Raw genomic sequence first — 16206 nt, 5'->3', positions numbered from 1 at the left:
CCAAATAATATAATGTCTTCTATTGAGCGTGTTGCTAAGGATATTTTTACTCAAAAGCAGACATTCCAATTTCCTCGAGTTTTGAAATTCGAAAGATTTCTTTTGAAATGATTGCAACATTTTCCTTGAGTTCTTTAAGGTTGCAGAATATCGTAGCCAAACGTATGGGAAGTCCGGCAACCTCAAGCGTAAGTACCATCTGAATCATGCAAGTGCCTGAACGTTCCGTCCTTCCTTTGAGAAGATTAAATGTATCAAGTGCTGTTTGCCTTTCGGTTCCTAAAGCAAATTTACCATATGTAATTTCAGTGCCCTTAAAATGAAGTGCTATTTTTATTTCCAGTAGTGAATCCATTTGTGATGCTCTTTAGTTTCCATAGTCAGGTATTTTCAAGATTAACTAAAAATGCCGCAGAGGGCGGCATTTTGAAATTGTTTAGCTGATTGCTATCTGTCTGGAAACTGCCTTTGCTTCCTCTTTCTTTGGAAGGATTAGCTTTAGCACGCCATCACTGTAGCTTGCCAAAATGTGCTCTACATCGGCGCTTTCAGGAAGTGTAAATACCCTGGTAAAAGCAGAATAGCTGAATTCTCGCCTGTTATAATTCTTTTCAGCTACACTGTTCTCACTCCGCTGCCCGGTAGAGACAGTTAGCGTTTCACCCTCCACCGAAACTTTAAAGTCTTCTTTTTTCAGCCCCGGGGCAGCAAGCTCAATCTGATATTCTTCACTGGACTCTGAAATGTTAACGGCCGGAAGGCTACTGATGTGGCGATCTGAAAAATAAGTATCGCCTAATACGGATTCGAAAATGTCATTAAAGCCTGGCAATAATGTACTGTTCTTCTTTTCTGGATTAAATTTAACTAACGTCATAGCTTCTCCTTTTAATGGTTTAATAATAAATGGACTATTAATCAATTAATTTTCTCTAAAACCTCAATGAGATTCGGTAAGTCAAATATCAACTGCTGTGCCAGATGCGCTGTGAGGCAATATTTTCATATTGTCTGCGCTGGACTGCTGAAAAAATTTCATATTTTCAGATTTTTTTTCAGTTGCAAACTGCAAATTTTTCAGTTTCAACTGTTGATTTTTTGCGTGGCGAGCGGGGTTTTTAGGAGTAGGGTGGCCGGATTATCGGATGATCCAGACTGATGATTAAACGGGACTATCCCTTCCTTTTCCATTCCAAGCAGGCGATAGGGCTTTCAGGAATTGATCATAGCAAACCAGCTCTAATCCTTCCCCTGATATGAGGAAAGAGAAAGTGCAGTCCTGCTTTTGCTAAACCTTAGCAGGCCATCTGTTCGACTACTGGAATACGATCTTTTTGCTCATCTTTTTAATTGGTTAAATGAACAAGCAACTGCTAAATCATGGACAGAAAACATTACCATATCGTAAAATGAGGCGGGCCGGACAAATCAGGTATGTCCTCATGAGTGCCAAATTCAGTAACTTTAAGTGCCGGGAAAACCGGGACAGCTGCTGGGATATAGACTTTCTATAGATGCGATGATCTATTTTAGATAAAACTGCATGGATTTACCTTGTAATTTCTAAATTTGGACCACAGCGTTCAAACCATTATGTTTATTAATAAAATCTACTAATTTTGTAGACTATGCGTGTCGTCAAAGATTCAGAGGAAGAACTGTTGCTAAAGTTGAAGGACGGAAGCAGGAGTGCGTTTTCTTTGCTTTACAACATGCATGTAAAACGGGTATATGGATTTGCTTTAAGGATCTTAAAATCCCCTGCACTTGCAGAAGATATTGTGCAGGAGGTATTTGTCCGCCTATGGGAAACAGCTCCCCAAATCGACCCTAGGTTATCTCTTCAGGCCTATCTATTTACCATCGCCAGAAACTTATCTCTGAACGTCATCCGCAAAGCGGCTAAAGAAACGATGATTACTGACGAAATAGCCAGGTATGTACTGGATCAGGGTGATAACGGATTCGCTTTTACGCAGCACATGCAGACCAAGGAACTTCTGTCGCGTGCCATTGCATTATTGCCTCCGCAGCGCAGAAAAATCTACGAGCTTTGCCATGGCGATGGCTATTCCTACAAACGGGCAGCTCAGGAACTCGGCCTTAAAGATGCAACCATCAACAGCCAAATGGTTAAAGCTATCCGTTCGATCAAAAAATACCTAATCAGGAACGGGGCGCTGTTATCGTTGTTTTTTTAGTCCTGTCTGAATTTTAAGCTGTTTTCCCTTTTAACGGACACAGGAGGAAAATAAAGAATATTTTCTTTCCGGGTAAATGTACCATCGGCTTTAAGTGTTATGCTATAAAACACAGCGCTATTTTGGAACAATCGACAAAGCAACTTTTTTTAAAGTATATACGCAACCTGACCTCGCAACAGGAAAATGACCTGGTGCTTTCTATGATGCAAAACGGTGGCTATCAAAAAGAGTGGGAAGAGGCGCTGATGGAATTCCAGTCTGAATTTGAAGAGGGCAGAGAAGAAACTGTGCTGGATGACCAGCAGGTACTCTTTCAGAAAATAGAGAGCCGGACAACTTTAAAAAAGGCAAAAAAGCCCTTGCTTTGGATTGGTTATGCTGCATCTGTGGTATTGATTTCAGCAATTGCTTATCTCGTGCTTAAACCGGCAACAAAGCCTGTTATCATGGCAACAAACAGTACAACTAAACCTGCCGGAAAGACGGGCGGCCATAAGTGGATCAAGCTACCCGACGGAACCTCTGTGCAGCTGAACAATGATAGCCGCTTAATATATGATCAGCGTTTTGAAGGAAAGGAAAAAAGAGAGGTAACCTTATACGGGGAAGCTTTTTTCGATGTGGCACATGATGCCGCGCATCCGTTTGTCATCCATACGGGCAAAATCACGACTACTGTGCTGGGAACCGCATTCAATATTTCTGCTTATGATCACCAGAAAGCTGTAACGGTAACGGTTACCAGGGGTAGGGTGATGGTACAGCGTGCTGATAAAACTTTAGCCGTATTAACCCCTAATGAGCAACTGAGCTGGAAAATCGGTCAGGAGTATCTAAACAAGCAGACTGTAAATGCCGAAAAGGTTACCACCTGGAAGGCGCAGGATTTGATTATGGATGATATTACCCTTTTGCAGGCTTCTGAGCTGATCTCGAAGCGTTACGGCATAGAAGTTTTATTTAAAAGCGATCAAGTAAAAACATGCCGCTTTACCGCTGCTTTTTTAAACAGGAATAACATTACCCAGGTTACAGAAGTGCTCAGCGCGATTACCGGGGCTTCTTTTGAACGCAAAGGCAACCAGCTTTTTATTGACGGTGCAGGATGCGAAAACTAATAAACCAACCAAAACATAAAAATTTGATGAAAAGAAAAGTATCACCCACATGATATAGGAAAAAGAATTAAGTAAACCCCGGCGGCCACCGGGGCTTACAACAGTTTTAAATTATATATCGAACAACCTAAAACCATTGCAATGTATTATAAAAATACACTTTTTGCAAGTCAATCCCTATTGACTTATTACCACACTATTGTCCAAAAATTAAGATTTTTCATGAAAGTAAACGCGATCTTCCTGGTTATTTCATTGTTTGCCGTTACCAGCCTGTATGCTGTTCACAGTGCTGCCCAGGGCCTTCAGGACGTGAAGGTTTCCTTAGGCTTTTCCAAAGGGACTTTACTGGAGGCATTTGCACAGATCGAACAGCAGACCGATTTCCGTTTTGCTTATAAAAAAGAGGTAATTTCGGGTGTAAAGGTACCACCGCTGGAAGTCAGGCAGCGAAGCGTAAAACAGACCCTTGATGAACTTTTAACGGGCAGCGGATTAAACTACAAACTGCTCAATAACAGTATTATTATTTTTGAGGCCCCGGTTCCCCTCTCGCCAGTGGGTATTTCCAGAGCGGAAATTAATGGTGTGGTAAAAGATGAAAAGGGTACTGAAATGCCCGGTGTTTCTGTCAGGGTGAAAGGCAAAACAATTGCTGCCATAACAGACAGCAAAGGTGCCTTTAAGATCCAGGCTTCTGTAGGTGATGTACTGATCTTCAGCTTTATAGGCTATTCTACCATAGAGAGGCCTGTCCAGGGTACTGACTTAATGAAGGTATCCCTCGAGCCGCAAAGCGGAACCTTGGATGCTGTTGTGGTAATCGGGTATGGAACCACGACCAAAAGAACAAATACAGGTTCAGTAACCACAATAGGCGCAAAACAGATTGCCAATCAGCCTGTAGGCGATCCGGTTGCAGCCTTGCAGGGCAGAGTTGCCGGCCTGGATATTTCATCGGTAACCGGTTACCCGGGTTCGGCTTACAATGTACGGCTGAGGGGACAAAATTCGATTACCGGAGGTACCGCGCCATTATATATTGTTGATGGTGTACCCTTTATTTCGGAAAGCCTCAGTCAGTTTGCTGGCGCAAACGGGAACCAAAGTCCTCTGGCCAGTATCAATCCAGCTGATATCGAGCAGATTGATATCTTAAAAGATGCTGATGCAACGGCAATATATGGCTCCAGGGGAGCCAATGGCGTGATTTTGATTACCACTAAAAAAGGGAAATCAGGAAAGCCGGAGTTTACGGCAAATGTGTACACCGGAATCTCTACGGTAAGTAAACGTGTGAAGATGCTGAATGGTACAGACTATCTGGCTATGAGGCGTGAGGCTTATGCAAAGGATGCTGTAACGCCTACCGATATGCAGGCGCCGGATCTTTTGTTATGGGATCAGCAGCTGGATCAGAACTGGCAGGATCTGTTGATCGGTAATTCGGCCAATCTTTCTGAACTTCAGCTGGGGTTAAGTGGCGGTACCGAGCAGACTAAATACCTGATCAGCGGAACTTACCGGAACGAGAAAGTTGTTTTGCCCGGAGATCTGGGTTTTAAAAGAGGGGCATTGAACATGTCGCTGAACCATAGCTCGGTCGATCAGAAATTTCAGTTCACCAGTTCTCTGAAATATACGCTCGATGAAAATAACACTTTACAGAGTGATGTAACCAGCTTTTTTAACCTGGCACCCAATTTCCCGATCTACGATGCGCAAGGGAATTATTACTGGATCGGGAACGAGCAGAATCCCATGGCTTATTTCGAACGTACCAATGTGAGCAACACCACCAATATTTTTGGGAATACAACGTTGAGCTATCAGTTTTTTAGGGGCCTTACCGCTAAAGTAAGTGCTGGCTTTAACAGGATGGATATGAAACAGACCCAAACGCTTCCAAAGTTGGGTTTCAATCCCATCAATTACACGGGAAGCAGCGCGAACTACGGAAACGGTAACCTAAATTCCTATATTGTTGAGCCTCAGCTAAACTATAATGTTAAACTGGGAAAAGGCAGTTTATCTGCTTTGGTGGGCGGAACCTGGCAGCACAGCCTGAGGGAAGCGCAAGGTGTGACCGGAAGCGGTTACATCAGCGATCTGCAGTTGGATAATATTAAGGCGGCTACACTGATTACACCAAGAAGTTACAGCTATACCAAATACCGTTATACATCAGTGTTTGGCCGGCTTACCTATAACTGGGACGAAAAATATATCGTAAACGGTACCTTCCGCAGGGACGGATCTTCTAAGTTCGGTCCGAATAACCGTTTTGGTAATTTTGGTGCTGTTGGTGCAGCGTGGTTGTTCAGCAATGAGACTTTCATAAAAGAAAACATTCCTTTCCTGAGTTTTGGTAAGTTAAGGGGGAGTTTTGGTACGGTTGGGAATGACCAGATCGGTGATTATCAGTTCCTGGACAGCTGGACGCCTACTTCTTATCCATACGGCGGCATAGGTGGCATATCGCCAAGCCGCTTTCCAAATCCCGATTACAGTTGGGAAGTGAACAAAAAATTAGAAGCCGGTTTAGACCTGGGTTTTTTTAATGAAAGGTTATTACTCACTACAAATTTCTACCGCAACCGTTCGGATAACCAGTTGATCGGAAGTACGCTTTCCTCACAATCTGGATTTACCAGCTATCAGGCTAATTTACCTGCTCTGGTAGAAAATAAAGGCTGGGAGTTTGAGCTGAGTTCAATCAATATCAGAGAGAAGAATTTTTCGTGGAATACTTCCTTCAACCTTACAGTAGCCAAAACTAAACTACTGGAATACCCCGACCTGAAAAATTCGGCGAATGCAGCTAGGTACGTCATCGGCCAACCTTTGTCGATCGTGATGGGTTTTGATTTTCTGGGGATAAATCCACAGACTGGTGTTCCCGAATTCAGGGATCTTAACGGAGATAAAGCCATCACCGATCCTGCAGATCTGATTGTGATCGGAAATACAATGCCTAAATTCTATGGAGGTATCCAGAACAGTTTTACCTACAAAAACTTCAGCCTGGATTTCTTTTTTCAGTTTGTAAAACAGGAAGGGCCACTGTTAAACTATGGCTATCTGAGTTATTCCAATGGTTCCGCACTTAGAAATAAGGACATCAGTGCACTTGAGAGATGGACAACGCCGGGTATTCCGGCGACGGTACCGGGTGCAAGTGCAACTGCAGGCAAACCGATCTATACCGCATATCAGAACAATTACCGGCTGTCGAATGCAGTTTGGGGTGATGCCTCATTTATCAGATTGAAGAATGTTTCTTTGAAATATAACTTCAAGGATCTGCTAAAAAGCTGGAAATTCAACAATATCACCATGTATGTTCAGGGACAGAACCTGTTTACCATCACCTCGTACGACGGGTTTGATCCGGAAACAAAAGGATATTCAATGCCTCCAATAAGCGTTTACACCGCAGGTTTACAGGTTTCATTTTAACTTTAAATTAATTCCAATGAAAATTATCCCTTATATATTATCCCTTGTCTTGATCAGCACAGGCCTTTCATGCAAAAAATATGTAGAAATCGAAGATCCAAAAGACCAGCTGGCTACCGGAACCGTTTTCACTACCGATGCTACCGCAACTGCAGCGATGGTGGGTATCTACAGCGATATGAATGCATCAAATTACCAGTTTGCCAATGTGCTGACGAGTTTTACCTGCGCCATGGCGGCCGACGAGTTTGTGTATGCTTCTGTGTTGGCCAATTTTGATGAATTCAAAAACAATTCCCTCACCTCTGGAAATACCTATGTAGGAATTATGTGGTCTTCGCCCTATAATTTCATTTACCGGTCTAATGCGGTTATAGAAGGGGTTACGGCTTCTAATACGCTTACACCAGCAGTAAAGAGCCAGTTGCTGGGTGAAGCTAAGTTTATGCGTGCATTCTGCCATTTCTATCTGGTAAATTTCTTTGGTGATGTACCGCTTATCCTCAATACTGATGTATTGAACAACAGCAAGAAAGCCAGGACCCCAAAGGCTGAAGTTTATGCCGCAATTATCCAGGATTTAAAGGATGCAAAAAGTTTACTTGTAGCCGCTTACCCGGGCGCCGGTGAACGTACACGCCCAAATAAAACAGCGGCTACACTTTTGCTGTCGAGAGCCTATTTATATACCGGAAACAATGCTTTGGCAGAGTCTGAGGCCAATGAGGTAATTGCCAATACAGCGCAGTATTCGATTCTGAAAAATGCAGATCCGAATGACGCCGCACATATGACCAAGGCATTTCTGAAAAATTCAGGCGAAGCCGTTTGGCAGCTTCAGGTCGTCAACACCCTTGGTGGGAGGAATACCTGGGAAGGAAATACCCTTATCCCAACAGCCTCTCCGTTTTACAGGCTTACCAAAGGCGTCTATGGTCTGGAAACAGGTTTTGAAGCTGGCGATAAGCGGTTTAGTAACTGGGTTGGCAGCTACAGTACTGCTACAGCTCCTGTAGTTACCCATTATTATCCTTTTAAATATAAAGTGAGGGTTGGGGCAACAGGCGCGGCGGTAAGCGAATATTCAATGGTACTCCGCTTTGCCGAGGCTTTTCTGATCCGTGCAGAAGCCAGGGTAGGCCTTAACAGGCTTGCTGAGGCTGCAGATGATTTGAACGTACTCCGGGCCCGTGCCGGACTGATACCGTTAGCTGTTGCAGCAAGCCCCGCAGTTGCCATGGCCCAGGTTGAGCAGGAAAGGAGGGTGGAGTTGTTTTCGGAATGGGGACACCGCTGGTTTGACCTTAAACGCTAGAAAAGCCTTTCGGGGGATCCTTTAAAATCCCGGGCAGATGATATTCTTCCGCTGAGCAAACCGTCATGGAAACCCACTGCAGTACTGTTTCCTATTCCCGTTGAGGCCATGCGTACCAATCCAAATATGGTTCAGAACCCAGGTTACAATTAATTAATCCTTATGAAAAAGATTATTTTCACCTATATGCTCCTCGTGCTCGCCGTTGTGCAGGTGCTGGGGCAAAGCCTAACGGTTAAGCCCGAAAAAATAAATAGAGGAGATACTGTTACCATTAGTTACGACCCTACAGCTGCCTATGCTAAAATATCGCCTGATGCTTCCTCGGTAACAATTGTCTTCACTTACTCTACTTTTTACGACCTCCCCTGGAAAATGCCTATGGTCAAAAAAGGGAACATCTGGACAGCCTCTTTTGTAGCTGGCAGGTTCGCAACATTTGCAGCCTTTTATCTTCAGAGCGGAGAGCAAATTGAGCAGCCTGGTGCCGGTCAACACTATGCTTTGCGTGTATTTGATGGGGAAAAGAGAGTGAGAAGTGGTTTTCTGCACGAATCCTACAGCCTGTCTGCCCAAATGCCCAAAGCTTCCGATATTCAGGTCAAAAAGCTTATTCTGCTCGGCGAAGAACTAAAAAACAACCCTGATAATTATGAAGCGAAGGTAGCCAGGCTCAATACCATGATGGCTATGGCAAAAAGCAGTGAAGAAAAACTGCGGCTAAGGGAGCAAGCCAGAAAAATCATTGCAGCAAAATTTGAAGAAAATCCTACTTTGCCGGGAAATGTGAACCTGGTGACGATGGGCTATCTGATGATCGGCGAAAAGAGCAGGCTCGATTCCGTGCGAAAAGTAATTATGCAGCGCTTCCCGGATGCAGATATCTCCAGAGACTTGCGCGCCGCAGTCATTGCCAAAGAGCAGGATACTGCCGTTAAAATTGCAAAGCTGGAAGCGATGCTGAAGAAAAGCGATAAGCCTGGTGAAGAAGGATCTGAAAGTATCCATAAAATGCTCTTTGATTATTATGCTTCTGTCAGGGATTCTGCCAGGGCATTGTTTCATGCTGCAAAGCTGAACGTGAAAGTTAGCCCCTACACACCTCAGGTACTTAAAGATATCGCAGCCAGGCTAACCGAAAATAAAACCGCTCCCTCAGCAGCTATTGCCTATGCAGAGCGATCGTTAAAAATTTCCGGTAACTGGCCGGTAGGGATAATCCGCTATTTTCCTGAGTTCGGTTATATTCCTTCCTATGTACCGGATAGCACAAGAGAACAGGCTGTTGCGGAAGCGAGGTCTGCCTTATTATCCATCAAGGCGCTCAATTATATTGAGCTGCACCAGATCGATTCAGCAAGGCTGCTGGCAGACCGGGCGGCAGAACTTTCAGATGGCAGGGAGGGGCTGATCAATAGTGCAGAGGTAGCTGCAAGGCTAAATGAAAATCGTAAGGCATTTGATATCCTCTGGAAGCTGCTGATTAAAAATCCGACAGATTCAACTGTACTGAAAAGCGCAAGAATCAATTTTTTAAAATACAATCAGTCAGAAGCCAGTTTCAAATCAAAGATAGCAGAGCTGGAAGCTTTAGAGATCGCCCGGCTTACCGCTAAAACGAGGATGTTGATGATGAATAAGCCCGGACCTGAATTATCGGGCCTGGTAGACCTGGAAGGCCGGCCGGTGACCGCAGCAATGATGAAAGGAAAGGTTGTAATCCTTGATTTTTGGGCAACCTGGTGCGTTCCCTGCATGCAGGAAATGCCTTATTTTCATAAAGTGTTCGAGAAATACCGCAACAATAAGCAGGTCATGTTTATGGTGGTCAACAGCGGTTCCAACAACACCATCGAAGATGCTAGAAAGTGGGCAAAACAAAACCCTCAATATCAGTTTCCGATTTATTTCAACAACGATAAAAATATAGGAGAAAAAGTAGGATTTACAGTAATTCCTACCATCGCTGTTTTAGATCACCAGGGAAAAATGCAGTTCAGGACCATTGGATTTGAGGGTGAGATCCTCCAGAAAAAACTCGATGTCGAAATCGCTGTTCTGCTTGATGCCATGCAATTGGGTAAATAAAGATACTGGTCGGCATTGGATGGCCTTTGATTCCATCTCGTGCCGATCAGGTTTATGTAAATATTAAAAACCACTTATAAGTTCGACGAGACGCGATTAGATAAACTAGAGAATGAAGCTGACCAGGAGATCACTCTAAGCCGTCAGCGATTAGAAATTTTCAGGTAGCCGAACTGAGAGATAGTCTTAAGATTGCCATTTTTAATTAATAGTGGTAGCTATAGATCTATGCTAAGACTTCTCTGACTTTGGTGAAGGGGAGTGATTGAACCGAAACAAATAAAAACCTCGTAATAGCTGGCAATTTGATATTTTATATCAGTTTTCCTTATGTGCAAATCCGCAAGCGTCCATAAAAATTTAATTGATTAACCAGAAAGTTATTTATTTTTCTATGTGCTTTTTGAAATCACCACAGACGTAGCCCTCTGCAATAATCAGGTTATCTTCACCATCTATGACCACATGAATGGCCACCGTTGTGATATGTGCCCGCAAAAACTCCCTTGATTTCTTCTGATTTACCATCTGCTTTGAATAGCCGGTCTCTCCCTGGAATTAATTCATGAGCCTTCTTCAACGTCTGGTCCGCCAGGAACATTTTTTGATCTAAGCCAACGATGAGAGTAGAATTTTCGGTTCTTATAAACATAGCTGTCAACCTTCCTCCAGGCTCAGAACCACTACTAAAAATTATCGCTTTTTCAAGGACTCCTGTAGCTGTCCAGGCCAAGGCCAAGTCTCCAATTTTTAGATTAGAGATGGGAGTGAGACCTCCAGGAACAGCGATTAAAGTATTAGATGCTAGAAACGACATGGTTTAGATTTTCGTCTAAAATCAATATAATAATGAAGTTATGCTATAAAATGTATTAGACAATAAATCTGATTGATTCACTCATTACAATTTGAAATCGAAATACCGAAGTACAGTATCTGTTTCAGTTTAAATTCTATTATTCTCTTTTGAATAGCTGAAAAAAATACTGTAACTACTATAAGCTATAAAACGATTAGTGTATTTTGATTAACTGGCTAAATGAAAAAAGAAGGGTATTGTTGCTTTAGGTGTAGTTTTTAGCTAAAGAAATAGGAGTTCCTGAAAAAACCAATTGTACAAATTAATTATGGAAGCCTTTAAAATGAGAACTTAAGTTGTATATGGAGATATAGTTATATATGGCTCCTATTTGCGTTTAATTAGGTTTTTAACCTGATTTTGCTTCTGTTAAGCTCCTTTTAGGGGCTTTTTTTTATGGGTTAAATTTTAATAAGTGTTTTGATAGGGTTGCATTTAGGGTTACTTGTAGGGTTACAATCCGGCTAAAAAATAACTATTTCAAAGGTTATATATTGCCTTGAAAGCGTTAAAATAACAATGATTTATAATGATTAGCTACCCCAAATTACCTAAATAAATTAAGTGTTAAATAAGTTAAGTAATTATTGCATAGGTTGTTATGTTTCGTGATGCTTTTTAAGTGGTGTGGAGTGCTTTAAGACATATTATTTATCCTGATGCTTGCCTTTACTAAAGCTAAACTGTTAATACCATCTATTCTGATATCTTTAGCCTGGTGGTTGGAGTTTTGACTTACCAGTTTAATATATTCATCTCCTTTGTCTGATTTTTGAATGTATTTCACCGTCACCATTTCATCGCCATCAAATGAATAGGATAAAAGATACATCTCGCCCCAGAATATATTTTCAACAAAGTTTTGAATTACCTTGTATATTACGATATCTCCCGATTTTAACAAAGGATACATGCTATCTCCAACAATACTGATCGCGCCATCACATTTTGGCAGGTTGGGTATTTTAATGCGATCTAAAATGTTTGCTTTTTCATTAAATACCGAGGTTAAGCCTGCGGCCGCCTGAAAGTCATATAGGGGGATTTCCTGCAGTTCCTGTTTGATGTCTGTACGCATCAAATATTTTTTATTAACTATAGCAACTTGTTCGTTGTTGGGATTTTGAGGTTCTTTCATCATTAAGCCGGTTCCAGTTATTAACCACTCTAGATTTATATCTCTATACTTCGAGTAAAATTTCTCAACCGTATCCATCGTAAGTCCGCTGCTTTTATCCAGAACGCCATTAGAAATGCCAGTTTCAGTGTAAAATTTGTTCTTACTAACTCCTTTTGTTTCAAGGTATTGAATGATACGCTCCTTTTGGGTTGAGATATTTTTCATGATTTATTTTTAAAATTGAGATATTTATCTATACATTTGCTTTCGTATTAAAAGCAATAAGAGCAATGAACAAAAGTAATCAAAATCGTAATACCTACAATACCGTGGTCATCTCCGAATTATCATCGCGGCACGGATTTACAAAAATTTTCATCAGGCAATGCCTTAAGGGTGATCGTAATAGCCTTACAGCTGATACCATTAGAAAAGAATATAAACAACTGGTAAAGAAAGTAGAAACCGCATTAAACCACTAATATATGCATAACTCTCCGTACGAATTATTTAACAATCAATACGGTGTACGCTTGAGCTACATTGTAAGTGATGTAGATAAGCGTCATGCCGAGAGTGTGGCTTTATTAAGCTACAGTGCATATAAACTGCGTTCTCACCGTAAGGAAGGTTTCAGGATTAAAGAAGGAAGGGGCCCTGGGAACGAAGCATTGATAAATTTCTCAAAATTGCCTGTGCAGGAACAAAAGGTACTGATTGAAAAATGGGGTGATCCTGCTAAAACAACCAAACATCATCAATTTAAAGATTTTATTATTCCTGATGCTGCAGCGCTTAACTTTTTTAGTGCTTATCGTCTTGCTGACGGTCGGTCGCTGCCTAATGAAGTTATTTTAAATTATACGATGAACGCTTCTGTTTTAAACGCATGTCGTACCATCATTACCAATAACAATATAAAACGTAAAATAATGGGTGGTGTAAAAGCTAACATTTGGGAAAAACTGGCCGACTGCGTAATAAACTTAGATAAAAAAGAATTTGCTCATGCTTTACCGCCAAATTACCGCCGTTTACAGGAAAAATTTAGAAAGTATAAAAAAGAAGGATATACTGCATTAATACACAGGGGATTTTGCAATGATAACAGCAGAAAGGTAACAGTAGACGTTGAACGTTTGATTTTGAGCTTATACATTGCTCAGAACAAACCTTATGTGGGCGATGTGAGCAATGATTACCTTCGTTTTCTGGCTGGAGACATCGATATTTTTGATTTCGAGACAGGTGAGGTTTTTGACCGCAATCAATTCTGTGAAAACGGACAACCGATTACCTTAAGTGAAGCCACGGTTTGGAACTACATTAATGAACCTGGCAATAGAATTATTGTGGATAAGTTCAGAAGCGATAGTCTCACGTTTAATAGTACACATCGGCCGCATCACCACAGGCATTCGCCCAATTATTCTTTTAGTAAAATATCAATGGATGACCGTGATTTACCACGAAAAATGCCAAATGGTAATCGGGTTAAAGCTTACTATGCTTATGATATTACTAGTGGATGTGTAATTGGTGCAGCCTATAGTCAAACTAAAGATAAAGCATTATTTATCGAATGTATGCGCAATATGTTTCATTTCCTTGATAAGAACGGGTATGGCATGCCCATGCAGGTAGAGGTAGAACATCATCTGGTAAATACTTTCAAAGAAGATTTAATGCAGGCTGGAATAGTTTTTCCATTCGTACGCTGGTGTAACCCTGGCAACTCGCAGGAAAAGTGGGCTGAAACCGGTAACCGGATTAAAAAGTATGGTTACGAAAAACGTTATCAGGATGGTATAGGTCGTTTTTATTCTCGTTTGGAAGCCAATAAAACCAAAAGCGAGAAAATATTCGATGCGCAGAACGATAACTATAAAGAGAAAACATATTCATATCAGATGCTTGTGGCGGATGACAAAGAAATTATTGAGAAATATAATAATGACCTGCATCCAAACCAAAAAAAATTCAAGGATTTAACGCGCGCGCAGGTTTTGGCAATGTATATAAACCCTCAATTGGCCCGGATAGACCAGGCATTGTTACTGCGGTACATTGGCAATGTTGCGGCTACGAGTATCAGAAGAAGTCAGTATGTACAAGTGCAATATGCCAAGTACGCTTTACCCGATCCTGGAATTATGCAGCGCCTGGCACCTAACAATTATGAAGTGAAAGCTTACTTTTTAGCAAACAACCTTGGAGAAACCGAAAGTGTTTACCTCTACCAAAACGACTTATTTATCTGCAAATGCGATAAAATACAAGCATACAACAGCGCAAATGCCGAATGGACAGAAGAAGATCCGCTCAGGTATTCGAAACAGGCAAGCTATGTATCCAAATTCGATAGCATGGTCAAACAAAGAAAAGAGAGTTTATCAAGACTTAAAATCATCGAAAATACCAATTACTACAGAGAAGAAAAAGTAGAAACCATTGCCGAAAGTGCGGTGCAGCCGAACAAGCTATTTGATTGGCCAGATGAATACGATTACGAAGATTACAACAGATTAGACGCCATAAACGCATTATAATATGATACCCGAAAACATAAAAACTAAAATTGTTGCCGCTATTGAGCTGCAGCGATCAAAATTTGCAAGCGATGCTGCACAGGCGGTGACTTTAGGTATAAATGCCGCACAGCTTAACCGTATAAAAAAGGGAGACATTCAAAATGTGCTGAGCCATGGAAAATGGATCAATATCGCCCGGAAACTTGATGTACAATTAACTGATGCGCCAACCTGGGTAACCGCAAAAACCAATGTTTTTCACTTTGTATATACCCAGCTCGAAACTTGTCAAAATAATTCCCTGTCGGGAATATTGTGCGATATGGCTGATATTGGAAAAACCTATACCGCCCGCCAATATGTTAAAGAGCATCAAAACTCGGTGTATGTAGATTGTGCCCAGGTTAAAAGCCGTCAGAAATTAATTCGCTATGTAGCTCGGGAATTTGGAGTAAACCATACCAGCAGATATACAGATGTATATAACGACCTGATTTATTATCTGCGCAGCATTGATAAACCCATTATTGTACTCGATGAAGCCGGCGACCTGGATTACCCTGCCTTTTTAGAGCTAAAAGCTTTGTGGAATGCAACCGAGCGGTTTTGCGCCTGGTACATGATGGGAGCAGAAGGACTTGAAGCTAAAATAACCAGGAATAAAGACCTTAAAAAAGTGGGTTACACCGAAATATTCAGCCGTTTCGGCAATAAGTATCAGCAGGTGGTACCCCAGGGGAAAGAAGCAAGGGAAGATTTTATCAGACGCCAGGTGGCGATGGTAGCAAAAGTAAATGGAGCAATTGATATCCAGAAAATCTATGCCAGAACAGGAGGGAGCCTGCGCCGTGTATTTACTGAAGTTCAAAAATTAAAAGCAGTATAAAATGATTTTAAAAAGAGCATTAAGCGGTGCCGAAGTAAAAACCATGAAATTTAAAACCATGGATTTTACAGGTGGATGGCTGGATTTGCTGGGTAAACCAGAGCCTGCCGGTTGCTGGTTGGTATGGGGCAACTCCTTTAACGGTAAAACACGTTTTGTACTTACCCTATGCAAATACCTCACCGCTTTCGGAAAAGTAGCCTATGATAGTTTAGAAGAAGGTTTCTGTAAAGACATGCAGGATGCATTGATCGATGTAGGCATGGAAGATGTTAAAAACAAATTTCAGTTTTTAGGTAAGGAAAGTATTCCTGATCTGGTTACCAGACTCGATAAACCTAAAAGCGCAGCCATAGTGGTGATAGACAGTTTGCAGTATTCAGATCTCAACCTCAAATCGTACAAAGAACTGCGCGCCAGGTTCCCTAAAAAACTATTCATCATCATTAGTCATGCCGATGGTAAAGAGCCTGAAGGCCGGGTGGCAAAAAAAATTAAATATGATGCAGCTAAAAAGATCAGAATAGAAGGCTACCGTGCTTTTTCACAGGTACGCGGAAAAGGATCGGCACATTATGATATATGGCCTGCAGAAGCTGCAAGGTACTGGAACGAATTAACCTGAT

Annotated in this window: 12 protein-coding genes and 1 pseudogene; 9 read left to right on the top strand and 4 right to left on the bottom strand. The window is 41.7% G+C overall.

The features are described 5' to 3' along the window. Positions 1 to 46 precede the first annotated feature (46 nt). The gene (locus tag ACTJKC_RS24905; RefSeq protein WP_440796319.1) at positions 47 to 355 is read right to left on the bottom strand and encodes a hypothetical protein; all 309 of its coding nucleotides are present in this window, start codon (positions 353 to 355) and stop codon (positions 47 to 49) included. A gap of 81 nt (positions 356 to 436) precedes the next feature. Beyond that, positions 437 to 877, bottom strand: a complete 441-nt coding sequence (locus ACTJKC_RS24900; protein WP_440796317.1) for an Hsp20/alpha crystallin family protein — start codon at positions 875 to 877, stop codon at positions 437 to 439. Between the two features lie 751 nt (positions 878 to 1628). On the opposite strand from ACTJKC_RS24900, the gene ACTJKC_RS24895 reads away from it, so the two are divergent. The 5 genes and pseudogenes from ACTJKC_RS24895 (at position 1629) to ACTJKC_RS24875 (ending at position 10184) form a co-directional block, all read left to right on the top strand. Next, positions 1629 to 2201, top strand: a complete 573-nt coding sequence (locus ACTJKC_RS24895; protein ID WP_440796315.1) for an RNA polymerase sigma factor — start codon at positions 1629 to 1631, stop codon at positions 2199 to 2201. Positions 2202 to 2323: 122 nt separating this feature from the next. Next, the gene (locus ACTJKC_RS24890) at positions 2324 to 3322 is read left to right on the top strand and encodes a FecR domain-containing protein (protein ID WP_440796313.1); all 999 of its coding nucleotides are present in this window, start codon (positions 2324 to 2326) and stop codon (positions 3320 to 3322) included. Positions 3323 to 3544: 222 nt separating this feature from the next. Continuing rightward, the gene (locus ACTJKC_RS24885) at positions 3545 to 6781 is read left to right on the top strand and encodes a TonB-dependent receptor (RefSeq protein WP_440796311.1); all 3237 of its coding nucleotides are present in this window, start codon (positions 3545 to 3547) and stop codon (positions 6779 to 6781) included. Positions 6782 to 6797: 16 nt separating this feature from the next. After that, positions 6798 to 8249 (top strand): annotated as a pseudogene (locus ACTJKC_RS24880) (RagB/SusD family nutrient uptake outer membrane protein). A gap of 9 nt (positions 8250 to 8258) precedes the next feature. Further along, positions 8259 to 10184 carry a redoxin family protein gene (locus ACTJKC_RS24875; protein ID WP_440796309.1) on the top strand — a complete coding sequence of 642 codons (1926 nt, stop codon included), beginning with the start codon at positions 8259 to 8261 and terminating at the stop codon, positions 10182 to 10184. A 448-nt stretch (positions 10185 to 10632) separates the two neighbouring features. Here ACTJKC_RS24875 and ACTJKC_RS24870 read toward each other — a convergent pair whose 3' ends face one another. Together ACTJKC_RS24870 and ACTJKC_RS24865 are read right to left on the bottom strand one after the other, a co-directional pair. Then, entirely contained in the window at positions 10633 to 11001 is a 369-nt protein-coding gene (locus ACTJKC_RS24870; protein WP_440796307.1) for a hypothetical protein, read from the bottom strand. Positions 11002 to 11680: 679 nt separating this feature from the next. Next, positions 11681 to 12388 carry a S24 family peptidase gene (locus ACTJKC_RS24865; RefSeq protein ID WP_344849614.1) on the bottom strand — a complete coding sequence of 236 codons (708 nt, stop codon included), beginning with the start codon at positions 12386 to 12388 and terminating at the stop codon, positions 11681 to 11683. 65 nt (positions 12389 to 12453) lie between these two features. Between ACTJKC_RS24865 and ACTJKC_RS24860 the strand changes: the two genes are divergently transcribed. Genes ACTJKC_RS24860 through ACTJKC_RS24845 form a run of 4 tightly spaced genes read left to right on the top strand, consistent with a single transcriptional unit; the run spans position 12454 to position 16205 of the window. Further along, entirely contained in the window at positions 12454 to 12645 is a 192-nt protein-coding gene (locus tag ACTJKC_RS24860) for a hypothetical protein (RefSeq protein WP_025143069.1), read from the top strand. A 3-nt stretch (positions 12646 to 12648) separates the two neighbouring features. Continuing rightward, positions 12649 to 14712, top strand: a complete 2064-nt coding sequence (locus ACTJKC_RS24855) for a hypothetical protein (RefSeq protein WP_440796305.1) — start codon at positions 12649 to 12651, stop codon at positions 14710 to 14712. A 1-nt stretch (position 14713) separates the two neighbouring features. Continuing rightward, positions 14714 to 15580: an AAA family ATPase gene (locus tag ACTJKC_RS24850; RefSeq protein ID WP_440796303.1), complete on the top strand. Its 867-nt coding sequence runs from the start codon at positions 14714 to 14716 to the stop codon at positions 15578 to 15580. Between the two features lies 1 nt (position 15581). Beyond that, positions 15582 to 16205 carry a hypothetical protein gene (locus ACTJKC_RS24845; RefSeq protein ID WP_440796301.1) on the top strand — a complete coding sequence of 208 codons (624 nt, stop codon included), beginning with the start codon at positions 15582 to 15584 and terminating at the stop codon, positions 16203 to 16205. The last annotated feature ends 1 nt before the right edge of the window (position 16206 follow it).

Source organism: Pedobacter sp. 22226, from assembly GCF_052045455.1.
Classification (GTDB): domain Bacteria; phylum Bacteroidota; class Bacteroidia; order Sphingobacteriales; family Sphingobacteriaceae; genus Pedobacter; species Pedobacter jeongneungensis.
This window is presented reverse-complemented; position numbering and strand designations above follow the sequence as displayed.